Origin of the sequence: Pseudoalteromonas sp. NZS127 (genome assembly GCF_015864805.1) — a bacterium.
Classification (GTDB): Bacteria; Pseudomonadota; Gammaproteobacteria; order Enterobacterales; family Alteromonadaceae; genus Pseudoalteromonas; species Pseudoalteromonas nigrifaciens.
Genome location: NZ_JADYWN010000030.1, coordinates 1 through 22,563, shown reverse-complemented (window position 1 = coordinate 22,563; position 22,563 = coordinate 1). Strand labels below are relative to the sequence as shown.

The 22,563-nt window shown below is 44.6% G+C and carries 29 protein-coding genes and 1 pseudogene; 24 read left to right on the top strand and 6 right to left on the bottom strand.

All coding sequences use genetic code 11. The features are described from left to right. Positions 1 to 108 precede the first annotated feature (108 nt). Together I6E78_RS17770 and I6E78_RS17765 are read right to left on the bottom strand one after the other, a co-directional pair. Positions 109 to 279 (bottom strand): hypothetical protein, encoded by a 171-nt coding sequence (locus tag I6E78_RS17770; protein WP_197183045.1) that lies wholly within the window; start codon positions 277 to 279, stop codon positions 109 to 111. 78 nt (positions 280 to 357) lie between these two features. Beyond that, positions 358 to 603 (bottom strand): ogr/Delta-like zinc finger family protein, encoded by a 246-nt coding sequence (locus I6E78_RS17765; protein ID WP_197183044.1) that lies wholly within the window; start codon positions 601 to 603, stop codon positions 358 to 360. Between the two features lie 141 nt (positions 604 to 744). Here I6E78_RS17765 and I6E78_RS17760 point away from each other — a divergent pair, with 141 nt between their 5' ends. Then, positions 745 to 1,017: a hypothetical protein gene (locus I6E78_RS17760; RefSeq protein WP_197183043.1), complete on the top strand. Its 273-nt coding sequence runs from the start codon at positions 745 to 747 to the stop codon at positions 1,015 to 1,017. Here I6E78_RS17760 and I6E78_RS17755 read toward each other — a convergent pair. Both I6E78_RS17755 and I6E78_RS17750 read right to left on the bottom strand, forming a co-directional pair. Continuing rightward, entirely contained in the window at positions 1,000 to 2,040 is a 1,041-nt protein-coding gene (locus I6E78_RS17755; protein ID WP_197183042.1) for a phage portal protein, read from the bottom strand. The genes I6E78_RS17760 and I6E78_RS17755 overlap by 18 nt on opposite strands. Next, positions 2,022 to 3,803: a terminase large subunit domain-containing protein gene (locus tag I6E78_RS17750; RefSeq protein ID WP_197183041.1), complete on the bottom strand. Its 1,782-nt coding sequence runs from the start codon at positions 3,801 to 3,803 to the stop codon at positions 2,022 to 2,024. Before I6E78_RS17750 ends, I6E78_RS17755 begins: the two co-directional genes overlap by 19 nt. Before the next feature lie 194 nt (positions 3,804 to 3,997). Between I6E78_RS17750 and I6E78_RS17745 the strand changes: the two genes are divergently transcribed. The 23 genes from I6E78_RS17745 to I6E78_RS17635 all read left to right on the top strand — a co-directional run bounded on the left by I6E78_RS17745 (position 3,998) and on the right by I6E78_RS17635 (position 20,656). Beyond that, on the top strand, positions 3,998 to 4,927 hold the full coding sequence (locus tag I6E78_RS17745) for a GPO family capsid scaffolding protein (protein ID WP_197183040.1): 930 nt from the start codon (positions 3,998 to 4,000) through the stop codon (positions 4,925 to 4,927). Between the two features lie 54 nt (positions 4,928 to 4,981). Continuing rightward, complete coding sequence (locus tag I6E78_RS17740; protein ID WP_197183039.1) at positions 4,982 to 5,995, top strand: phage major capsid protein, P2 family; 1,014 nt, start codon at positions 4,982 to 4,984, stop codon at positions 5,993 to 5,995. 65 nt (positions 5,996 to 6,060) lie between these two features. Beyond that, positions 6,061 to 6,615: a hypothetical protein gene (locus I6E78_RS17735; protein WP_197183038.1), complete on the top strand. Its 555-nt coding sequence runs from the start codon at positions 6,061 to 6,063 to the stop codon at positions 6,613 to 6,615. Continuing rightward, positions 6,564 to 7,277 (top strand): phage terminase small subunit, encoded by a 714-nt coding sequence (gpM, locus tag I6E78_RS17730; protein ID WP_331459147.1) that lies wholly within the window; start codon positions 6,564 to 6,566, stop codon positions 7,275 to 7,277. The genes I6E78_RS17735 and gpM overlap by 52 nt, the downstream gene beginning before the upstream one ends. A gap of 109 nt (positions 7,278 to 7,386) precedes the next feature. Then, positions 7,387 to 7,836, top strand: coding sequence for a head completion/stabilization protein (locus I6E78_RS17725; RefSeq protein ID WP_197183037.1), 450 nt, complete (start codon positions 7,387 to 7,389; stop codon positions 7,834 to 7,836). Next, complete coding sequence (locus I6E78_RS17720) at positions 7,833 to 8,315, top strand: phage tail protein (protein ID WP_197183036.1); 483 nt, start codon at positions 7,833 to 7,835, stop codon at positions 8,313 to 8,315. Before I6E78_RS17725 ends, I6E78_RS17720 begins: the two co-directional genes overlap by 4 nt. Continuing rightward, entirely contained in the window at positions 8,312 to 8,968 is a 657-nt protein-coding gene (locus tag I6E78_RS17715; protein WP_197183035.1) for a hypothetical protein, read from the top strand. The genes I6E78_RS17720 and I6E78_RS17715 overlap by 4 nt, the downstream gene beginning before the upstream one ends. Before the next feature lie 4 nt (positions 8,969 to 8,972). Continuing rightward, positions 8,973 to 10,079 carry a DUF2586 domain-containing protein gene (locus I6E78_RS17710; protein WP_197183034.1) on the top strand — a complete coding sequence of 369 codons (1,107 nt, stop codon included), beginning with the start codon at positions 8,973 to 8,975 and terminating at the stop codon, positions 10,077 to 10,079. Positions 10,080 to 10,090: 11 nt separating this feature from the next. After that, positions 10,091 to 10,540, top strand: coding sequence for a phage protein (locus tag I6E78_RS17705; protein WP_197183033.1), 450 nt, complete (start codon positions 10,091 to 10,093; stop codon positions 10,538 to 10,540). 15 nt (positions 10,541 to 10,555) lie between these two features. Further along, positions 10,556 to 10,756, top strand: a complete 201-nt coding sequence (locus I6E78_RS17700; RefSeq protein WP_089368143.1) for a TraR/DksA C4-type zinc finger protein — start codon at positions 10,556 to 10,558, stop codon at positions 10,754 to 10,756. A 4-nt stretch (positions 10,757 to 10,760) separates the two neighbouring features. Next, on the top strand, positions 10,761 to 11,312 hold the full coding sequence (locus I6E78_RS17695; protein WP_197183032.1) for a pesticin C-terminus-like muramidase: 552 nt from the start codon (positions 10,761 to 10,763) through the stop codon (positions 11,310 to 11,312). A gap of 2 nt (positions 11,313 to 11,314) precedes the next feature. After that, a complete protein-coding gene (locus I6E78_RS17690) occupies positions 11,315 to 11,704 on the top strand; it encodes a 3TM-type holin (RefSeq protein ID WP_121953700.1) in 390 nt (129 codons plus the stop codon). Next, positions 11,701 to 11,955, top strand: coding sequence for a hypothetical protein (locus I6E78_RS17685; RefSeq protein WP_121953701.1), 255 nt, complete (start codon positions 11,701 to 11,703; stop codon positions 11,953 to 11,955). The genes I6E78_RS17690 and I6E78_RS17685 overlap by 4 nt, the downstream gene beginning before the upstream one ends. Before the next feature lie 2 nt (positions 11,956 to 11,957). Beyond that, entirely contained in the window at positions 11,958 to 12,221 is a 264-nt protein-coding gene (locus I6E78_RS17680) for a putative phage tail assembly chaperone (RefSeq protein WP_089368147.1), read from the top strand. Next, complete coding sequence (locus tag I6E78_RS17675) at positions 12,164 to 12,409, top strand: DUF6890 family protein (protein ID WP_231618039.1); 246 nt, start codon at positions 12,164 to 12,166, stop codon at positions 12,407 to 12,409. The genes I6E78_RS17680 and I6E78_RS17675 overlap by 58 nt, the downstream gene beginning before the upstream one ends. After that, a complete protein-coding gene (locus I6E78_RS17670) occupies positions 12,410 to 14,170 on the top strand; it encodes a phage tail tape measure protein (protein WP_197183031.1) in 1,761 nt (586 codons plus the stop codon). Further along, complete coding sequence (locus I6E78_RS17665) at positions 14,167 to 14,502, top strand: DUF2590 family protein (RefSeq protein ID WP_197183030.1); 336 nt, start codon at positions 14,167 to 14,169, stop codon at positions 14,500 to 14,502. The genes I6E78_RS17670 and I6E78_RS17665 overlap by 4 nt, the downstream gene beginning before the upstream one ends. Continuing rightward, positions 14,502 to 15,698 carry a baseplate J/gp47 family protein gene (locus tag I6E78_RS17660; RefSeq protein ID WP_197183029.1) on the top strand — a complete coding sequence of 399 codons (1,197 nt, stop codon included), beginning with the start codon at positions 14,502 to 14,504 and terminating at the stop codon, positions 15,696 to 15,698. The genes I6E78_RS17665 and I6E78_RS17660 overlap by 1 nt, the downstream gene beginning before the upstream one ends. After that, on the top strand, positions 15,695 to 16,324 hold the full coding sequence (locus I6E78_RS17655; protein WP_197183028.1) for a hypothetical protein: 630 nt from the start codon (positions 15,695 to 15,697) through the stop codon (positions 16,322 to 16,324). The genes I6E78_RS17660 and I6E78_RS17655 overlap by 4 nt, the downstream gene beginning before the upstream one ends. A 3-nt stretch (positions 16,325 to 16,327) precedes the next feature. Continuing rightward, entirely contained in the window at positions 16,328 to 18,706 is a 2,379-nt protein-coding gene (locus tag I6E78_RS17650) for a phage tail-collar fiber domain-containing protein (protein WP_197183027.1), read from the top strand. A gap of 23 nt (positions 18,707 to 18,729) precedes the next feature. Beyond that, positions 18,730 to 19,221 carry a baseplate complex protein gene (locus I6E78_RS17645; RefSeq protein ID WP_197183026.1) on the top strand — a complete coding sequence of 164 codons (492 nt, stop codon included), beginning with the start codon at positions 18,730 to 18,732 and terminating at the stop codon, positions 19,219 to 19,221. Next, a complete protein-coding gene (locus I6E78_RS17640) occupies positions 19,221 to 19,910 on the top strand; it encodes a hypothetical protein (RefSeq protein WP_197183025.1) in 690 nt (229 codons plus the stop codon). Before I6E78_RS17645 ends, I6E78_RS17640 begins: the two co-directional genes overlap by 1 nt. A 2-nt stretch (positions 19,911 to 19,912) precedes the next feature. Continuing rightward, a complete protein-coding gene (locus I6E78_RS17635) occupies positions 19,913 to 20,656 on the top strand; it encodes a hypothetical protein (protein WP_197183024.1) in 744 nt (247 codons plus the stop codon). 592 nt (positions 20,657 to 21,248) lie between these two features. Here I6E78_RS17635 and I6E78_RS17630 read toward each other — a convergent pair. Then, positions 21,249 to 21,575: pseudogene (locus I6E78_RS17630) on the bottom strand (4-fold beta flower protein); the annotation flags it as partial. Positions 21,576 to 21,676: 101 nt separating this feature from the next. Then, a partial coding sequence (locus tag I6E78_RS17625) for a site-specific integrase (RefSeq protein WP_197183023.1) occupies positions 21,677 to 22,563 on the bottom strand: 887 nt, incomplete at its 5' end.

Genomic DNA, 22,563 nt, shown 5'->3' with positions numbered 1-22,563 from the left:
GGAACGAAACCAAAAACCGTTAAGCCACTTTAGGCCGTGCCACTAAATGGCCGAGTAACAACCAAGGCGGCAGCGATAGTATTGAAATAGAACTCGACACAATGCCAATTAATCAACAAGGCCCGTTAAAATTATATATTTTTTGGGAAAGCGAAAGCCAGAACGGCCAAGCACATAACAACCAAAAACACCAAAGTCAAAACCAAGGTTACGCACCGCCGCAATATCAAGGGCCGTATGATCAGCCGCAAAATGCACCACAGCAAAACCAGTCAACATACAACTCGCGCCGACAGTAAGCGCCCACAAAAAAGCCCGTTTAATACGGGCTTTTTAATGCGTGAAATAAAGTAAAGACTATAGTCCAACCAATTCCAATTGCTGTTCGCGAGGTAGGCTTTTAATAAGTGCGGCGGCTAATTGCTGTGTGGTTTGTACCGGAGGGTTTAAGAAGTGATCGAACGATTGGGTAATGCGAAACGTTGCCCCGCACTCGCGAGTATTAGTGCAAGAGCAATATAAATTTACTACGTGCGCACTTTGTTTTTCGCGTGATGTAATTGTTGCTTTAGCCTCGCAACTAGGACAAGTAACCCGCGCCATACCTTCACCAATCGTTAATAAAACACACTGTCATTATATACAGTGTATTTGTGCATAACAAATAAGCATTTACAAATAGCCGCAATATACCTAAAATAAATTAATTATCACTTAAGTGATAAGTAATTTGAGGGTTTTAGCATGCAATATTTGTTTAAAGGGTCACAAAGCCAAGAGCGATTAGATTGGTTATTCGCTATGTGTAAAATTAAAAGTGCCGACATAAAAGCCGCCGCTAGCGATCATCTAGTAAAAGGCATAAGCAAAACCCATGCAGCACTGTTAAATAACGTACCCGCGCCAAATTTAACGCGAGCATTAAAAACCTTAAATACCTATGCCGGATTAGTCGAAAAAATAAAAGCGCACGATGCGCAGCATAGCCAGTACTACGCTTTACGCGCTGGGCTCTAAATCAAAATTAAGCTGCAACTTACTGCCTATTTCAGGATCCCTTGCTACTTCATCACTCATTAATTTAATTAACGGTTTAGTCTCGTTTTTAAAATACATGGCATCGTATTTAGTCGGGTCGCCAAGGCCTGCATTGTTAGCCGGAATAATACCCGCCAAGCCAGGCGGAAAGCGGTGGGCGTTTAATATATCTTGCGCCGATACGTTTTTAACGTTCATAAACTCGTCTTTACTTTCAAAATTACCCACAGGGATTATTTGTAAGCCCTTTTCTTTACCGTTGGGTATGTTTACAAACAACGAGCGAAAGTTACCCACGCCTTTACTGTCTTGTATTTTTTCTTTTATATCGTCTTCAACGTCGGGGTCTAAGTTCGGGTCGGTCGCGTACATAATAAAACCCATGTGCGCGCCGTTTAAAAAGTATTTGCGGCGGAACAAAGTAGCGTCTTCATTTAATAACGTAGCTTGTAAACCGCCCAAGTAATCGGCCAAACCATACACTTGCTGCACTGGGTCATATTGGCGAACCCAAATAATGTCGCGCTGTTTATATTTTTTAACTTGGCTGTTTCGCTCAAGCACCACCGCGCCGCCATCACCAGCAACACGGGTGCGGTAACTAGGCAGCGGAAACAACCTTACAACTTGCCCAAATCCATTACGTATTTTTAAAATTGCTACATCGCCAAATTGCACCAAATTTAAAAAGCCCGCCTGCACTTGTTGCGCACTCATACCGCCACTAATAAAACGCCCAGCAGCCATATTTGCACGGCTGTGTACTATGCCACCGTGCTGCGCATTACGGCGGGGTAAGTTAGCCAATAAATGCCGGTCAACTGGCGGCTCCCAGTAATTATCCATATCGTTATAAAATAGCGAGTCGTAATCGGTTAGCCACATGTCGGGCATAACTTGTTCGGGCAAGCCAAACACAACGGGCGCATTTTGCTTACCTTGCTGATCGTGCGGCTGGTCTGTTAGTTGCTCAGCGTTTTGGTTTAATTCTGCATTGTCCATCGTGATTTTCTCTTATGTGCGTGGTTAAGTGGTTCGTTAATAACAGCGTGGCTAATAGCAAAAAATACGTCTGCATGGCCTATGGTGTTATCGCGGCTCGCTTTAAACGTTATAGCACCGCCCGAGTCGGTACTGGTGCGGCGTATTGAAAGGCAGCTCATAGCAATGTCTTTATGTTGGGCGTCCCACTCCAAACGGCCGCCCTCAATAAGGTCAATCATTTTAAGTACTAAGCGGGTTTTGCTGCTTACGCTGTAATGTATGGCGGTGGCTTCACGCGGGTAAAGTGTGCTTATAGAGTCAAACACCCCCGCGCCAATGCCTGTTGTATCTACACCAATATAAGTAACGCGGTATTTAGCGTATATTTTTTGAATTTCGCTAACGTGGTGCGAAAAGTTCATACCGCGCCAATAGTGCTTTTCGAGTATTCTAAATTTTTCACCGGCTTTTTCGGGCGGGGCAACCACCACTAATGCAGCGTTATCGCGGGTGCGCGATGGGTCATACCCCAGCCATACCTCGCGGTTACCAAAAGGTTGTGCGGCATTGGGTTTGTGATCCTGCCAGCGGGTGGCATCCACCATGGCTTTTTCAAGGTCGCTAAATTTAAATATACTGTCGGCATCGTCCACAAATATGCACATAAACAAGTTATTAAAATCATCGGCGTTGTATTCGTCGCGCAGTTCTTCAATGTCGAACAACTCACAGCCACCGCGCAGCGCATCCTCAATAGTAACTACATAGCGCCATTGTTTATCGGGGCACAGTCTGCCGTTATCGCGCAGCTCAACAAAGGTAGGAAACTCAATTTCTTCGCGATCAGCGCGGCCTTGTCGCCAGTGATCCCCCGTCCAAAATGTATACGCAGGGTGGGCTTTAGTAGAAGGGGTCGAAAAATACGTTTTACGCCACTTTTTGTGCGTGGCCATGGCGCTTGCTAATTTGTTTAGCTCGTTAAACTTACCAATCCAAAAATACTCATCTACATACACATGGCCGTGGTAACTTTGCGCCGTTTTACTATTGGTACTTAAAAACCGCAGCTCAGCATCACCATGTTTAGTGTGCAAAGTAATTGGGTTACCGGTTAGCTCTATTTCAAAAAACTCATGCGCAATAGCAATTATATAACTGCGAAACACCTCAGCTTGTGAGCGGCTAGCCGATAAAAATATTTGTGGGTCGCCCGTTAAAACCGCATCTTTAAACGCTTCACCTGCAAAATAATACGTTGCACCAATTTGGCGGCTTTTTAAAATATTACGAATGCGTTGATGCAAGTTGTCGTGCATCGTTTTTTGGTATTCAAACAGCGAGTCGAACCAAGTACCAAAGTCTTCCTCGGTTAAATGGCTAACATCGTTTTTACGCTTACGGCCTTTGCTTTTTTTACTGTCGCTACCGCTGCTTTTATTATTTTTATTGCTTGGCTGGGTGCCGTGGGGTTGCTCGGCTTGTGCTGCTTTTTCTTGCTGCACGCGTTGCTTTTTAAGCTTAACGTGCTTTTCTATCAGCATGTCGAGCTCTTTTATTTGATTGCCTGTTTTGTCGCTAACATCGGTAAGTATTAAAATGCGCCGTGCAATAGCTTCGTCTACATCTTCTTCGCGCAGCATATCGCGCCAATTGTATTTATCGGCCCAATAGTAAATTACACGGTTGTTTGGTAACGCCAGTTCCGCGCGTATTTCGTCGGGCGTGTGGTGGCGTAAATAAAGCCGCTTAGCGGCTTCGCGAATTTCAGAAGAGTAGGCCATTTAGTATTACAATATGCTCATAAAAATGATAACTGCGTACAGTGTATTCATTTACAACAAGCTTATAACCGCTTAAAAATACTCACGTTTCCTAAAACCCCCATATAGGAATTTGCAAAAAGCTAACTAGGTGAACACGCCTTTTTTTATGGCTATGCTGCGTTTAAATATTCAGTAACGCACACGGCAAACTAATGGCAAAGCAAACAGGTTGGGTAATTGCAGCAACAGAAGGCGCAACGGTCGACGGTCGCATTATTTCAAAAGAATGGATTAATCAAATGGCCGCATCGTATTCAGTTGACGAATACACAGCACTTATTTGGCCAGAACATTTCCGCTCAAGCTGGGGCCCAACCGAGGGCAAAAACTGGGGCCAAGTTGACGAAGTAAAAGCCGCTAAAAAAGACGGTAAATTACGCCTGTTTGTAAAAATTACCGCTAACGACTACCTACTAGCTGCCAACAAAGACGGCCAAAAGCTGTTTATGTCTATTGAGCCAAACCCCGACTACAAAAGCGAAGGCCGTTGCTACCTACAAGGTCTTGCAGTTACCGACTCGCCAGCCAGTTCTGGCACCAGCCGCTTAAAATTCTCTATTGGTGATAACGAAGTAAATCACGAATATAGCCAACTCGAAACGCTACAACACAGTGACTTTATTACCACCAATAGCGAACCAACTACCCCAAATAGCAAACAAGCCAAAGCGCAAAGCTTAATGGCGCAACTATTTAGCTTATTTTCTAGTGATCAGCAGCCAGCCGATCAGCAAGATGAAATCACCGAGGAAGACACCATGAAACAAGAACAGTTTGACGCCCTCATGGGCAAGTTTGACGGATTAGATGCCAAGGTGACCGACCTTGAAACTAAATTCAGCAAGCCACCAAAAGCCGAAGAGACTCCGCCAAAAGGTGAAGAAACACCACCAGTCGTAGAGCCAGAAGGTGATAAGCCAGCAACAGGCGTAACCGCCGAGCAATTTAGCCAGTTAATTGAAAAAATGGACGGCTTTGGCAAAAAAGTAGACGGCATACAAACCAAATTTAATGCCCTTAGCCAAGAGCAAGGTGGCCAAGAGCCCGACCCAGTAGGCGGCGAAACCATAAGCCTGGTTTAACCAAAAACTAAACCACGTTTACCTTTATTAATGCATAACAGAGCGAGATAACGCATGCACTTAAATCAAACAGCCGCTGGGTTTTTAAAAACATACTCAACGCAAGTCGCAAAATCATTTGGTGTAGAAGACGCATCACACAAGTTTGCCATTTCCGACCCAATGGAAACTAAACTGCGCGCCGCGCTTTTAGAGTCGGTCGAATTTTTACGCATGATCACCACCATGCAAGTAGACCAAATTAAAGGCCAAGTTGTAAAAGTAGGTAACTACGGCCTTGCAACAGGTCGCAAAGCAGGTGGTCGTTTTACATCAAGCCAAGGTGTTGCTGGCCACGGTTACGAGCTAACCGAAACCGATTCATGTTCAGCAACCACATGGGCGCTGTTATCTACATGGGCCAATGCCGGTAACTTAAATCAGTTTATGAAGCTGATTAACGAAAACGCCACATTACGCTTTGCACTCGACATGCTACGCGTTGGTTTTAATGGTGTGTCGGCTGCCGCAACATCAGACCCAGATGCTAACCCAAATGGTGAAGACGTAAACAAAGGCTGGCATCAAATCGTTAAAGAAAAAGCGGCCGAGCAAATTATGACCGACCCTATCTTTTTCGACCCAGCGGGCGGCGGCGACTACAAAACCCTAGACGCCATTGTAACCGAGCTTAAAAACTCGCTTATTCACCCGTCACTACGTAACGACCCGCGCTTAGTGGTGCTAGTTGGTAACGACCTAACGGCCACCGCGCAAACGCACATGATGAACCAAGCTGACAAGCCAAGCGAAAAAGTAGCCGCACAGCAAATGGATAAAAACATTGGTGGCATGCGCGCATATACACCGCCGTTCTTCCCGGGTAAACGCATTGCAGTAACTATTTTAAGCAACTTGCATATTTATACGCAAAAAGGCACGGCGCACCGCAAAGCAAAAGACGAAGAAGACCGCAAGCAATACGAAAACTCATACTGGCGTCAAGAAGGCTACGCAGTTGAAGAGTTTGAAGCGTACGCCGCAGTTGACGAAGCAGCAGTAACAATTGGCCCTAACCCAGCGCCATAGTTACCACAAGTGCTAGGCCTAACCGCCTAGCATTTAAACCATATTATTAAAAATAGGATAGAGCCATGAGCGCCATTGCTAATTTTAAAAAACGCAAGCTAGCAGAAAAAGCTAAAAGCAACGCAACAACGGGTGATGCACAAATCACTATAACGCCAGCAAACACCGCGCTTAAATTACTCGCGCAGTTACTGGGTTGCGACGAATCAAAAGCCATTGAAACAGCGCAAGAGTACGTTGGCCACACCATCACGTTTTGTTGTGAAGATGACCTACCGACTCTGCATGTTGATCCTGCAGCGCCAGGCGAAGACAAAACCGCTGTTTCAAACGTTGAACATGCAACCGACGAGCTAAACGCCAGCATTGAACATGTTAGCGATGCCGCTGCAACAATTGCCAATAGCGCCGAGCAAACAACCAGCGCCGCTAGCAATATCGAAAGTGCAGCAGATAAAGCAAGCGACGCCGCCAGCGACCTAGCTTATCAAGCCGACGACATTAACAACGCAAACAGCGACTTAGCCGAAACGGTAAAAGAGCTAAAAAAGCCGTCGGCGGCGCCAAAATCCTCCAATTCAAAGAAAGCAACCGAGCAAAAAAACAGCTCGAAAAAGTAAGTGTAACGGGTTCAGGGCAATACGCACCAAGCCTACATTTACAGCTCATTGAATTAGAAGACGACTTAAAACGGTTAAAAGGTTTTGCGCGCCGCGTCGACAAAATAACCCATAAACGCGACGTGCTATTACCCAAGTGGTTACCCATTGTTGAGCAGCATTTAGCAAACATAAAAGAAGGAAAACCCAATGACAACCCGATTTTTGCTTACTGCACTGTTTGGCTATTTGATATTAACGACCTTGGCCGTGGCCTTGAGTTTGCTTTTACAGCCATTGAGCTCAATCAGCCCATGGCTAACAGCATACGCCGCAAGTGGCCTGGTTTTATTGCCGACACTGTTTTTGATTGGGCGCAAACCCAAGCAGAAAAAGGCAGCAGCATTGAGCCTTATTTTGGCCAAGTGTTCAGCAATGTTGCGAACCATTGGAAATTACCTGAGCAAGTTACGGCTAAGTACTACAAGTTTGCGGGCCTTGCGTTACTGCGCAGCAAAAATGGCGACATTAGCCCGTCAACCGTTGGCGACGTGCAAAGGCTACAGCAGGCCGACGGCTACTTAGCCAAAGCAGCAGAGCTACATAAGCACGCACAAGTAAAAACAGTACGAAACAAAATAGCCATGAGATTAAGAGCCATTGCCGAGCTAAACGCCCAGTAATAGCCAAAGCTCCAAACCCTCCAGTGCACTAGCCGAGCGTTTAACGGGCGACCGTTAATAACCGCGTCGACGCTAACTGCACTGAACCCAAATTATTAAGGTATGCGGTATGTCATTTGGATTTGAAGCAACAGCACAAAACAGCATTGAAATAGATGCAACCAGCGGCTGGCCAGCATTAAGTACCGGTGAATTTCGCGATCATCGCCGCATACCTGAGTTTTTTGAAGAAACCGTACTAGCCGACTCGCTCAACCGCAGCGTGCTCGAAGTACAACAACAACTGCTTAAATACATTGCGAAAGAAAACACGGACGTTGCTTTCACCCAAACAAACGGCGTGCCTAACTTTAGCCCCAGCCAGCAAAGCGTTTACCGTGGTGCCGTGTATGCACGTTCGCACTCAGATTTAATGGGGTATTTTTCATCGGTAGACCAAAAAGCTGCAGGAAATAACAAAGCCGACGATGTTGAACAACAAAACGCAATACTGGCGCAATCTAACCGTAGCATTCGTTTATTGCTTGGCCTTGGCCGCGCAGGAGTGCAATTGCTATGAGCCAAACAATTACCCAATTGCAGCAACTAACCAGCTTTTTATTGCAAAGCCTAAAAGGTGCAATACACACCAATAATTTAGACGCATGGCAAGAGCGCGGCACACTAATAATAAGCGGCGAAGACAAAGGCCAAGACGGTTACGCAGTAGCAAAGTGGAAACACACAGCGGTTATAGCAATCGAAGATTTTCCGCACCGCAAAGTAAACCCATACAACTTACTAGCAATGGTGAGCGCCTTTTTAATAGATAGCGACTGGCCACGTGACGAATACGGCCTTGATGACCCCGAAATAGACATTGACGTAGTAAGCAAAGACAACGCAACAGTGCTAATCGACGTGCAACTAATTGACGACATCGAGCTAATACCCGCCGACAACGGCCCCGTATTATTTAACGGTGCACGTTATTACGTATCGCTAGCCCCAATTAGCATAGCCGAAGACGTAGACGTAAATATTAAGGGCCAATCATGAGTTTAGTGATCACCCCAAACAATAAACAAGCACTCAGTGCAAAACAGCAATTGCAGCTATTGGCATTGCCTAGCACTAAACGCATTCGCTTACTTAAAACCCTTGGCCGATACGAGCGCAAATTAGCGCGCCAGCGTATACGCGCGCAAACCACGCTAACCGGCACTAAGTTTGCCCCGCGTGCAAATGGCAAAAAAGGAAAAATGCTTAAACGCATGGGTAAAACATTAGAACCCTACGTAAAAGCCACTAATCGCTTAGAGCTAAAACATAAAAACGCCCTAACCGGACGAGTAGCCGCGCTGCAACAACAAGGCGGCAGCGAAAAAATGACCGCCGCCCGTATGGCCCGTATTCATGGCAAGCCAGATTACAAAGCACCATGCACCCGCAGCCAAGCTAAAGCGTTATCGGCCGAAGGGTACAAAGTACGTAAAACCAAAGGTAAAGGCTACCGACGCGCAACCATAAAAGAAATTATGGCAAGCCTTAATCACGGCAAAGCGACCTTAATTTTAAGCAAATTACGCGGCGAAAAATCACGTAATAGCTGGAGCATACCCGTTAAAGCCCGCCCGTTTTTAGGCGACACACCGCAAAACGTGCAAGCGCAATTAGCACGAATTTTAAACAACCTTAATAAACGAGGATAAACTAATGTCACTAGGTAAAGTGCAAGTTAATAACTTAAATTTGGGGCAGGGTGACATTAGTGCCATCGAACGCCACTTTTTATTTATAGGCCGCGCAGGTGATGCAGCCGAAGAAAGCCAATTGTTTAGCATTGGCGCGCAAACCGACTTAAGCAAAACATTTGCCGATAGCCCACTGCGCGATCAGCTTATTGCAGCGCAAAAAAATGCAGGCCAAAACTGGACGGCAGCGGTTTACCCACTAGCCGAAGCCGAGACCATTATTGACGCAATTGACCGCGCCAACGAAGTACAAAGCTTTGAAATGGTAGTTGTATGTAACGAGCAAAAAACCAGCGCCGAAATTACCACTATTCATGATCACCTAGAATCGTTAAAAGCCACATTAGGCCGTTTTGTATCTGCATTAATTGCAGTGCCAGGCATAGATGTTGCCACGCAAACATGGCCCGCTTATGAAGCCGCAACCGTTGCACTGCAAGCAGGTATTGCCGCGCACTTAGTAGTACCTGTACCACAATTACACGGCAATAACGTAGGCGTATTAGCAGGGCGATTATGCGACCGCAGCGTAAGTATTGCCGACAGCCCAATGCGCGTAGCAACAGGCAGTGTATTAGGCCTAGGCGCAGCACCGGTTGACAGCGAAAGCGAACCACTATCGCTAGCCACACTAGAAACCCTAGCAAATGCGCGCATGAGCGTACCCCAATGGTATAGCGATTTTGAAGGCACCTATTGGAGCGACGCCCAAACGCTAGACGCAGAAGGCGGCGACTACCAATACCTAGAGCACCTACGCCCAGTGCATAAAGCCAGCCGCGAAGTGCGCGTATTAGCCATTCGCCGTGTAGCAAACCGCGCCCTTAACTCAACGCCAAACAGCATTGAGCTAAACAAAGCGTATTTTATGAAACCGCTACGCGCCATGAGCAAAAGCACCACTATTTTAGGTACCCAGTTCCCCGGTGAAATACAGCCGCCAATTGAAGGCGATATTTCAATTGTATGGACCACCAATAAAACCGTGGTTATTTACATGGTACTGCGCCCATACAACAGCCCTAAAGAAATCACCGTCAACATCATGCTTGATTTAAGCAGCAACTAGGAGCACTCAACATGCGTTTATCTGGAATGAATTTTAACGTGAACTTGGGCGACATTATGCTGCAAGTTGACACCGCATCATTAGCTATTACCGACAACAGTGCCGTAAGCCAAACAGGCGGCGTACCCGATGGTTTTGTAGATGGCGACGTATCGGCCAGCGGCGAACTATCGCTTAACGCCAGCAACTTTAACTTAATTTCAGAAGCGGCAAAAAGCGCCGGTTCGTGGCGCGGCATGCAAACGTTCGACATTTTGTTTTATGCCAAAACCAGCAAAGACGAAATGAAAGTAGAAGCCTTTGGTTGCCGCATTAAGTTAAGCGACATTTTAGACATAGACAAAAAAGGCGGCAGCGCCAGCTTGTTTAAAATACCGTTTGATGTAACCAGCCCCGACTTTGTAAATATCAACGGTGTGCCGTACCTGCGCAGCGAAGAAATTGAAAACATAGTGCAATAAAAAGGCAGTTAGTAAATGGATGATCTAGACCACCTAGTAATTGCACAGGAACGCGCTGAAAAACGTTTTGTTGATCAGCGCCTAAACGGACTTAAAAACAGCCGTGTTATCAGTGCAACGGACTGCATTGATTGCGGCGACCCAATACCAAAAGCGCGGCAAAAAGCCATAAAAGGTGTGCAGCGCTGTGTACCGTGCCAATCGTTAAGCGAGTAGCAAAATGACCAATATTAAAGTGAATTACAATTTTATTTCAGAGCTAGAAGGTGGCGCGCAATTAAACGGCTATGTGCCCGATGCAGCCAATTCTAAATCTGGAGTAACCATTGCCACTGGCTTTGATATTGGCCAATGCGACGAAGCCGCATTGAAATACTTATTGCCCGAATTTATTGCTAATAAATTAAAGCGTTTTTGCTTATTAAAAGGCAACCAAGCATTAAAAGCCTGTAAGCAAAACCCGCTTAGCATTAACGAAAACGAAGCAACCATTATTGATTTATGTGTTAAGCAGCAATCAACCGATTACCTAGTTGCTACTTACAACAAGCATTCAGCCATTAAGTTTGAGCAACTGCCAGAACCTATGCAAACCGTTATTGCGTCGGTGGCATTTCAATATGGCAATTTAGCAAAGCGTTGTCCTAACTTTTGGCGCACGGCCATAACCCAAAACACGCAAGACATGATTGACGAACTGGTTAACTTTGGCGACCGATACACAACGCGCCGCTGGCGTGAAGCTACTTATTTACAACAAGCGGAGTGCTGATCATGGGCTGGTTTTCAAAAGTATTTAATGGCAACCCAATTGAAGCCATTGGCAAAGCGGGCGATGCGTTATTCACATCAGACGAAGAACGCCAGCAGCTAAGCAACGATTTAGCAGAGATTCAGCAAAAACCGCTGCTAATGCAAGCGCTAGCAAATACCCATGCAGCACAACACCGCTCAACGTTTGTAGCGGGTGCACGTCCATTTTTACTCTGGGTGTGCGGTTTTGGCTTTTTGTTTACCTTTTTAATTAACCCTATTTTGCAATGGATTATGCCAGAAGCCGGAACGCCAGAACTACCAACCGACGTATTGATGGAATTAACACTGGCATTACTTGGCCTAGCAAGTTTAAGAACAATAGAAAAAATTAAAGGGGTAGCCAAGTGAAAGAAGTAGCCGACTGGATAATGGTAGCCATTGCCTTTATTAGCCTAGTGCTAACCGTATTAGTGCCGCTGTTAGTGAGCCTATTTAACGCCCACAAAGCAACGGCCAAAGAGCTAAGCGACCACAAAACCCATGTGGCCGAAACTTACGCCACCAAAACTGACTTTGAAAAATTAACTGATCGTATGGAAAGCCGCATTAAAGACGGATTTGAAACACTCGAAAAACTATTAACCAAATCTAAGGAATAACCATGAAAAAGCACGTTGTACTAACACTTGGCGCAAACGACATCAACTTTGAAGTAACCACCGAAACTTATAACGGTTACCTAAACGACATTATGCCAAACAACAAAGTGGCTCCAGCGCATAACTTTGTAATGCGATCAGTAGTAGACGAAGACAAAGAAAAGCTACGTAAAGTACTCGACGATTCGCCAGGCGCAGCAATGCAAATTTGTGGCTTGCTACAGCAGGAGTTTGCCCCAGCAATAGAGATCAGCGTAAAAAAATAAATGCGCTGGTTGATGCCATAGAAAACAACCCGCAGGAACAGCAACTGGTTATTCGCCGTTACTTGCTACCACATGAAGATGACAGCGAATACAGCATTGCCCGCGCTAGCTGGTTGTACAAACGCCAGCGCGAAGATTTAGAAAACATAATAACCAATGCAGTGTGCAAAGCCTTTGGAGGCAAGTAAATGAGTTTACCGCAACAGCTAATGTTTACCGTTGGTATGATTGACCAAATTACTAAGCCTATTGCAAAAATAAGCAGTAGCCTTAATGGGTTAACCAACGACTACCAAGCTGGCACCATGAAAATGGCGTCGGGCGTTGCGGGTATTGCAGGCGCAGGCTTTGCGCTACAAAACGCACTTATGCCAGCCATAGAAATGGACCGCGCACTAGGCGAAGTAAGCTCGCTTGGTGTGCGCGAATCGGCACTAAAACAACTGACTGACACCTCTTACGAATTTGCCCTTAAGTACGGCAAATCGTCTACCGAATTTGTTAAATCGAGTTACGACATACAAAGTGCCATTGCCGGGCTTAACGATGCCGACCTATCGGCATTTACGCTATCGAGTAACGTATTAGCAGCGGCCACTAAATCAGACGCAGGCACTATTACCAATTACATGGGCACCATGTACGGTATTTTTAAAAACCAAGCCAACGAAATGGGCAAAGGCGAATGGGTAGAGCAGCTAACTGGCATGACCGCCACCGCAGTACAGGCGTTTAAAACCACAGGTACTGAAATGTCGAGCGCGTTTACCGCCATTGGTGCACAAGCAACCAGTGCGGGCGTTGGTATGAACGAGCAAATGGCAATACTCGGCACATTACAAGCCACTATGTCGGGCAGTGAAGCCGGTACAAAATACAAATCGTTTTTAGCCGGAGTAGGCAAAGCCCAAGACGCGCTAAACCTAACCTTTACCGACAGCCAAGGCGCAATGCTGCCAATGGTTGATATTTTAAACCAAATAAAAGGCAAGTACGGCGAAACCATAGACGTAGCCGAAGGCGACGAACTTAAAAAAGCATTTGGATCAGCCGAAGCCGTAGCCACCATAAACTTATTAATGAACGACATTGACGGCCTAGGTAAATCAATAAACGACCTAGGTGATGTTACCGGCATGCAACAAGCCGAAAAAATGGCAATGGCCATGACCGACCAAACTGAGCGCCTTGGCCAAAGTTGGTATGTTATTCGCGCCGCATGGGGCAGCGCAATACTGCCGGTATTTAACGACTTTGTAGGCCTAATTGCCGACATGGGTACCAGCGTTGTGTGGTTTACCGAAGCATTCCCTAACTTAACAAAATGGATAGGTTACGCCGCTGTTGGCGTGCTTGGCCTTGTAGCTGCAGGCGGTTTATTTACGCTAATGATGGGCGCAGGAAAAATGGCCATAGTTGCATGGACAGTAGGCGCAATGGTATGGGGCGGTATAACTACCGCACTAACCACAGGGCTAACATTTTTAAAAGGCGCAATGCTGGCACTTAACATTGTTATGTACGCCAACCCAATTTTATTAATTGTTGCAGGAATAGTTGCCGCAATAGCCGCCGTGGGTGCATTGATTTATTACTGGGACGACCTAAAAGCCACTATGGGCGAATGGGGTTGGATAAAAGCAATTGTAGGCGTGTTTACCTCGGTTTGGTCAACCATTAAAAATTTATTTACTGGCTACCTAAATTGGTGGATAGACAAAATAAACATGCTGCCAGGAGTAGACATAGAACTAATAAGTTCAGGTTCTAATGCCAGCACATCAAGCATCGACGCAATAGAGCCAATTAGAAGTAAAGCCGAAAAAGGCGGTATTACTCAGCAAATTAGTAACGCAAACCAACAAAAATCAACCAGCGTTGGCACGGTTAACGTGTACCCAGCCAAAGGCGAAACTAACTTTATGAACTTTGTGGAAATGCAGTCATGAGTATTTATATCGACCTACATATTAAAAACGGCGATGTGGTGTTAGACGCAGGCAACAACCCAACGTATTTAACCGATCGTGACGTAATAGCCCAAGACATTGTGCATGCCATTTTAGACACCGGCCTTGCAAACTTATTAGTAAGCGACCGAGGAACCGGCGTAACCCAAGACACCCAAACGCAAATAAAGCTACTGGTTGAAGACGACTTACGCATTATGCCTGGCACAGTGCAAGTTGAGCAAAACCAAGTTAACAAAGGCCAGTGGTGGGTAACAGCTAAAACCATAGAGTTTGGCGCTATTTCATCATTGATCATCGAGGCACAATAATGGCTGACTTAACCCCAATAATTGACTTTAAACGCATTGTAGAAAACGCAGGCATTCCCACTACTGAGGAAGGCTGGAAAACGCTATTTAAACAAGACGTAGACGCAAGCGGCAGTATTATTGCAAACGAGTCGCCATATTCACCATTTTGGCGACTTATTAGCGCCATTGTGGCAAAACCTGCAACATGGTTAGTAAACAAAGTATTAATTGAAAAAATACTGCCAAACCTGTTTTTACAAACAGCCACCGACAGCCAATTTATTGAAGCCAAAGCGTGGGAGCACGACCTAACCCGTAAAAGCGAAGAGCGCACACAAGGCAAAGTGCGTTTTAACCGCGCCGCCAATACAGGCCCTAGCTTATTAATTAGCGCTGGCACCGTAATACAAACCGATGCCATAAACGGCACGGTTTACCGTGTGCTAACCATTAACGACGTAATATTACCAGAAAACCAAACCAGCGTATTAGTGCCAGTAATAGCCGAAAACGCAGGCGCAGCTTACAACCTAGGCGCAGGTTATTACCATATTTTACCCGAAGCGGTTACAGGCATTAGCAGCGCTATAAACGACGAACACTGGCTTGATGCACTCGGTGCCGATGCAGAAACAAACCAAGATTTAAAACTACGTACCCGCAACGCATTTACCGCCGCAGCGCCGTGGCACATTGACGCCGTTTACCGCGCTATTTTAACGCAGCGATCAGGCCTTGATACCGACAACATATTTTTTGAGCACGACGCCCCGCGTGGCCCGGGCACTGCAAACGCCTATATTTTGTTAGACACAGGCACACCAAGCCAAAGCTTAATAGATGATTTAAACGACTATGTTATGGCAAAAGGCTTTCACGGCCATGGCGACGATTTACAAGTAATAGCCATGCCAGGCATTAATGTAAGCGTAGGCGTAACCATTTACCCACACGCCTACTTGCTCGAAACCCAAGTAACGGCATTGCTCGCCAATGTTGAAAACTTTATACGCAGCGCATTTAGAGAAAACACTGACTACACAGTAACTAAAACGCAGCCCGCTAGCCGCTTTAGCTTTAGCCGCCTAAGCCAAGAGCTGCACAAAGAGTTTGACGGTATCGACTCATTAAACTGGCACCAAACCGATATAACCAGCCAAAACAGCGTGCCGCGCTTAACCGCGCTAACCATAGAAAACGGTAATGCGCTATGAACATAAACTGGCAAGCGCTTACCAAAATGCCGTACTGGCTAGCCCGCCCTAAAAGCGAGCTAGACAAACTACGCCAAGCCGCCGTTATTTATTGGCAACGCGTAGCCGACATACTGGCATGGCCTGCAAAACAGCTCGACCCAATGACCGCCGAACTAGAGCTAGTAAACCTAATGGCATGGGAGCGCGACATTAGCCAAATACCCAACGAAACCGAGCTAATGTACCGCACCCGCGTTAAATACGCCCTGCCATTTGCTAAAGGGGCAGGCAGCAAAAACGGCTGGCTTGATATGTTTGAAAAGCTTGGCATGCCATGGATAACAATTGACGAGCGAATAAGCACCGTTGATTGGGATGTAGTGAGCCTGCAGTTATTAGATACGGACCTAGGCGCAAGGCAAAATTTAATAAACGCGCTGTGCCGCCAGTATGGGCGCACAACTAGGCGCTATGAATACGTAACTATTGCAAAACAACCATTAGCAGCACCACCAAGAAACTTTGATGGCGACAGCGATTACACCGTTGCCACAATTAACACCAATTTATTACCAGCAACCCGATTTATGACGATGGACAGCCATGCTGAATTTACCGTCGCAAATGTTAAACAGGAGCACTAAACCATGGCACAAGTTATAACCCTTGCCGGCGAAAAGTTATTTGCAACTAAAGCACAAGCAAACCAGCAGCTAGATATTGATACCTTTATTTTTGCCAACGTAGCAGGGCAAGACCCAGCCGCCGCAATTGATCGTAACGAAGGCATTCCAACCAGCGCTATTGTGCATCAACAAAATGTGCAACAAACAGGCCGAATTAACGACAATGTAGTTGTTTACTCAACCGTGCTTGATAGCGTTACAGGCCCGTTCGAATTTAACTGGGTGGGTTTGTATTCATCGGTAAACCAAACATTGGTAGCCATTAGCCATGTACCAACGGTTAGCAAAACAATCACTGCACCAGGCAGTGCCGGTAATACACTAAACCGTAACTTTGGTATTGAGTACTCGGGCATAGCCGACCTAGCAGGTATTAGCGTATCACCCGAAACATGGCAGCTAGACTTTAGCGCCCGCCTAAACGGCATGGACGAACTAACCCGCCAGCTAGCAAGCGACATGAACGGCAAAGACTGGTTTATAGACGATGGTTTTAAAGTAGTCCCGCGCTCAACCGCCAATACATTTAGCGTAACACCGGGTGTAGGTTACGTAAGCGGCCTGCGTGTAGAACTAAAACAAGAGCACATTTTAACACTACAAACCTACCCACAATTTGTATATGTAGACGCTTACTTTGATGGCAATGCATCAAGCCAATGGAAACCCCAAGTTGATTTTACTGTGACGAGCAGTGAAATGGATGATTATATTGATGTAAATGGCGTGCAGCATTATGTGTATAAAATAGCGGTGATTAGTGCAGCTGATGCGGCTGTAGATATGCGTGACTCAATTACAGAAAAGCAAAATAGTTATACACGTAATTTCAAAACCGTTATTGCAGCTAAAAAAGATAAACATTTAAGAGAAGGGCAAAGAATAAACATTGAAGAACGCGCTAATGCAGCGTTTAATGTTGTGATTGGATCTGATGGTGATGGTTACAAAGCAATAAATAGTGACGTTAGTGCGTTGAAATTTGAACTAGACATATCTGATGAAGTAGATATAAAAGCCTTCGGCGCAAAAGGTAATAGGGTAACAAACGATAATCCTGCGTTTGATTCTGCATTAAATAGTGATGCAGATCGAATTAGATTTTCAAGAGGTATTTACCAGGCAAATTTAAGCAATGGGAAAAGCAATAGAACATTCACTTTTGATGAAGGATTTATTCTTGACGGTGTCGCTCATATTGCGACAGGGATAGGGACAGACTTTCAAGGTGGACCAATTGTGCCAGTGGTTAATGTTAAAACTATTGGCGTGCTTGCCGCAACAATACGTGTGGGGTCGTATTATTGTAACAAACTGAGTTTAGATAAAATACGTATAACTGAGGTTGATGCCAAGTATGTCAATCAGACAGCTCAGGGCGGGTCTACAGGTGTGCATTTATATTTTGGCACGCACAATGTGACGATTGATGAAATTGTGCTTGATAGTGTTGCTCAGTCATACGGGCTAGGTATTGATTCCTATTTAACTAAAGATGCCGCGCATTATCCTACGAACATTCGTATAAAGCGCCTTGTTATTGCTAAAGGTGATATTCGTGCCGCTGCTATTGTTACCTCGCAAACAAGAAACTTGAAGATTGATGAAATCATTATTGAGGGTCAAGCTGTAGATCAAGTTGCTTGGATATCAAACGATGATAAAGACCTAAAGGTAGGGACGCTTGAGCATGATGGAATTGGTGCGGGTAGTGGCCAACAAGCAATTTACTTCAATAACATTGAAGATGATTCTTCAGTGGAATTCGGTTCTTTAACCGTTAAAAATGTCCCAGGTATAGCATTTAGGACTTATGGAAAAGGCACGGTAAAAGTAACCCATTTTAAAGCTAAAAATAATAGAGAGGGTGCTAGAATTCAATCCAAAGTAACAATGATTGATACTGATGTTGCTGATAATTTAGAGGTGGGGCTTTACATTAAAGAGGGTGCCCAAGGTTCCTATTTTGCTAAAACAGAGGCTGAAGGTTCAGTTGGGTCAGGAATAATAGTGGAATGCCCAGATATTTTCATGCCGCATATAAAAACCAAAGGTTTCGCTGGCCTTTATGGGTTAAGCCTCTTGTCCACAGCAGTTAACTTTAATAATGATTACATAGATGGTTCTTTTTGCGATCAAGCGATACGGTGTATATCACCGGGGCCAGTAAACATGGGGGTAATGAACTTACACGATAATACGAATGGGTTTATTGGGTCCGGAATGGATATATTTTCGTATAAATACGCTAATTATAAAAATAACACTGTAAATACTAACGTGACATTTGAGACATTAGCAGGCTTTAAAGGTGGTCTATATGTAGCGCCTGTTGAATAGCAAGCATTAAAAAAGAGAAAGCCATGCTAACCCTTAACTCACTAACAATAAATCTTAAATCACTTCGCATTACGGCAAGCCAAGAGCTTGCCAGCGAAGATGCCAGCGGCCAGTCGTCTAGCACTGATCAAGCCGAAACGGGTATAAAAGCTAAAACATTGGCTGTGAGTGGTTTTTTACCATTCACTCAAGCTGAGCACTTAGCACAATTATTTGCTATGGCCGAAGCCACCGAAAGTGGTGCACGGGTTATTTATCGCATAAGTAACCACACGGCCAGTGCGCTTGGTGTTAAGCAAGTGCGCTTTAGCAGCAAAATTGAAGCTGTAGAGCAGCAAACAACCCGTCAATGGGCGATTAGTTTTACCCTTGTTGAATATCGCTCAGTGCCGCAAAAAGTCGAAGAACGCACACCACAAGCCGAAGCTAACCAGCAGGGCGGTAAAAGCAACGTGCAATATGCAAATATTGGTGATCATCTGCAAAAAAACTTTGAATCATTGAGAACAGCATAATGACTACCGCAAACGCTCGTTTTATTGCCCGCACTTATATCAACGACGCAAAAGTTGATATGAAAGACCACTGGATAGTGCTGCAAGCATCAACGCCAGGTAACTGCCAAATAACCGTTAATCAAAGCGTTGCTAAGTTAGAGCCGGTTGCGGTTGATCTTGGTTGGGGCGATATGGTTGACCGCGTATTTAACGGTTATGTTGAACGTGTAATGCCAGCCGTAAATGGCTGGTACACGCTATTTTGCCGTGAATGGTCGGCATCACTCGCTTATAATTTAACAGTAATGCTGCGCCATCCAACCATGCGCCAAGTGCTTGATGAAATCACAGCACAAACGGGTGTTGAATTTGTAATACCCGATAAAATCTACGCCAATACATCAATACCGTGTTTTTACTCTGATAGCTCAGGCTATGCCATGCTAAACAACATCGGCCGTGCATTTCGTATTGCCGATTTTGTGTGGTATCAACAAGGCAACGGTAAAGTATTTGTTGGCAGCTATACCGACTCGTTTTGGTCCGATAAACCAGTAACAATAGCAAAAGAACTCATGACCGATCATCAAGCAGGCAAAACCGCAAAAATGCCAGCAGCACCAATGATACGCCCAAACGTTATAGCCAATAACGAACGTATAACCGCTGTTGAGTTTCAAGGCACAAACATGAAGATAAGTTGGTAACGATGGAAAAAGCAATATTAAGAATAGTGCGCCGGTTGTTTCCAGAACTAACCGGCCAATTACATTTACCCCGTTGGGGTAGAGTAGTTGCATTGCCAGAACTGCCAACCGATGATGGCGAACGTGGCAGCGATGCGTTTTATCCTCGCTATGCTGTAAACGTGCAACTCATTGACGAAAACGGCACAGACACCAAATCAAAACCACTTCAAGCCGTGCCACTTCCATTACCAGGAGCAGGCGACAAAGCAGGCCGATTAGAACCACCGGCTATTAATTCAATTGTAGAAATTGGCTTTGCATACGGCCGAGCCGATAAACCATTCATTAGAACAGTACTACCCTTTGGTTGGGACCTACCCGCAATCAAAGAAGGTGAAACCCGCACCCAAGTACGTGAAGGGGTTTATCAACACATTGATGACGCTGGTAACTTTGAAAACAAAACCGACGAATCATTAAAAGACATCATCGGCAAATTAGCCGACCTACAATGTGAAACCCGCAAAGTAATAGCAAGCAAAGAGCAAGATCACCGCAGCCCTAAAACATGGGTGGGTAGTGACAGCGAGAACGTACTTAAATTACTGTCAGAGCTAATGACAACAGTTAAAGATATAGCAACAGAATGCGCAACACATAAACATAGCCCAACAATGGCACCACCAACAACAGCAGCAGTATTTACAAGCAAAGCAAGCGAGGCCGGCGAACAAAAAGGCAGGCTCGACCCAATAACAAAGTAACACACAAGCCCCACAATCAAACCCAGCCAAGCGCTGGGTTTTTTATTGCCTGCCACTCACCGCAGCAAAGATAACCACGCCAATACAAGCAAGGTAAGTTTAAGCCACGTAAACCAGCCCCACACAGAATGTAAGCGACGGAATCCGCACTCTTCCTCACCCTCCTGCGCGCTCTTTATCGTTATTTTTTTACAGTTTTAAAGTACTTCATTTAAAGCGCCAGCCAGCGCCCTATATAAGGTTCTTAGTAGATCAAAGATCTGAAAAGATCGAAACTAATTTCACTGTTTTGCAGTTTAAACGCCTGTAATTTATAAGAAATAAAACAAAATAGAATTGCTAAACAATAACTTAGCTCGTTTACGTGAGGTTTTAAAGATCAAAGGAGTTTTTGCGGATTATTAAAAAGCATTACAAAACAGCAGCTTAAGCAAAAGCAAAACTGAAATTTAAAAAGCTGGTTATTGAATTGAAAACTTTGAAAAGGAACGACAATATAGCGATTGGACTAATTAGATATAAATGTGAAAACAACAAAATATGCTCAAGGTTTTCAACCTCAAGCAGTAATGAGTAAGTTAAAGTTATTGGTTTAATTATCAAATGGGTCAAACCAGCCCAATTTAGGTAATTTGGGGAGTTTTGGCAGTGGTGGTAAAGGGGGGAGTGGTGGTAAAGGTGGTAATTTTGCTAACTTATTCATAGGCTGCGCTTTATTTGTTTTGCGGAGAATATAATTATTGTTAACAATTTCACCTATATAAACACCATTCGAGCTCCAAAGACTACCGTTATTATCGAACCAGCCTATGTACTTGCTATGTGTATCAAATAACCTGCCGTTTTTTTCAAAACCAAGGTGTTGCCCATTCCACTTAAAAAAATGATTTGCCATTAAATAAGATCTCCAATTTATGAGGTAGTTATAAAGTCCATATTAATTTTTGATATTAAATATAAATTCAATACTAAAAATATAATTACATAAAAATGATTAATGACATATAAGAAAAGATTTAGCTAGATAAACTTATCATGCAATTTATGCGGGAATAATTGCGTATAAACTTGCCACAAAATATTTAAATTACGGTGGCCCGTTACTTGGGCCACTTCTTCAATTGAATAACCTTTTTCAAATAAACGGCTAGCACCTTCACGGCGCAAATCGTGATAGCGTAAATCCTCAATGCCTAAAGCATTACGTACTCGTTGAAAACCAGCAGTAACAGATCGTGAGTTATACGGAAATATTAACCCGTCATTTCTAGGCTGTTTCATAGCAATATCAAACGAGCCAGCTAGCAAAGGTACAATCATATGATTACCTTCTTTTTTGCGTGGGTCTTTTCTATCGCGAACTAATATAGTTTTGTGATCCTCGTTCAAATCTTCCCAACGCAACTTACATATTTCACCAATACGCATACACGTTAAAATACTAAAATCTAAAATATCTAAAAAAGGAATACGTACTTTACCGTTAGGCCTGTAGTCCATACGTTCTTTTAAACCATCGCGCAATTTATCTAATTCATTATCGGTAGGACGGCGCGTTCGTTTTTGGCTTTTGCCAACTAAGGACATTTCAATGAGTACCGGCACCGCATCTTCAAATATTTTATAGTTAGCATCAATGTTCCAAACGGGACCGGCTTTTTTCATCACACTGCGTAAGTAAGCAACATCATGATAAATAGTCGCTGGGCCTGCACCAGCGCTACGCCTATTTTTGCAATGCTCAATTAAATCACTAGTACGTAACTCATTTGATAAAACCGATGCTATATCGCAATCAATCAGCATCTTAATTACAAATTGCTTAGTACGCCCAGTGGCATTCCATAAATCATGGTTTTCATAATACATATTCATAAGGGCGCCTAGGGTGACCGCCTGTTTTTTTT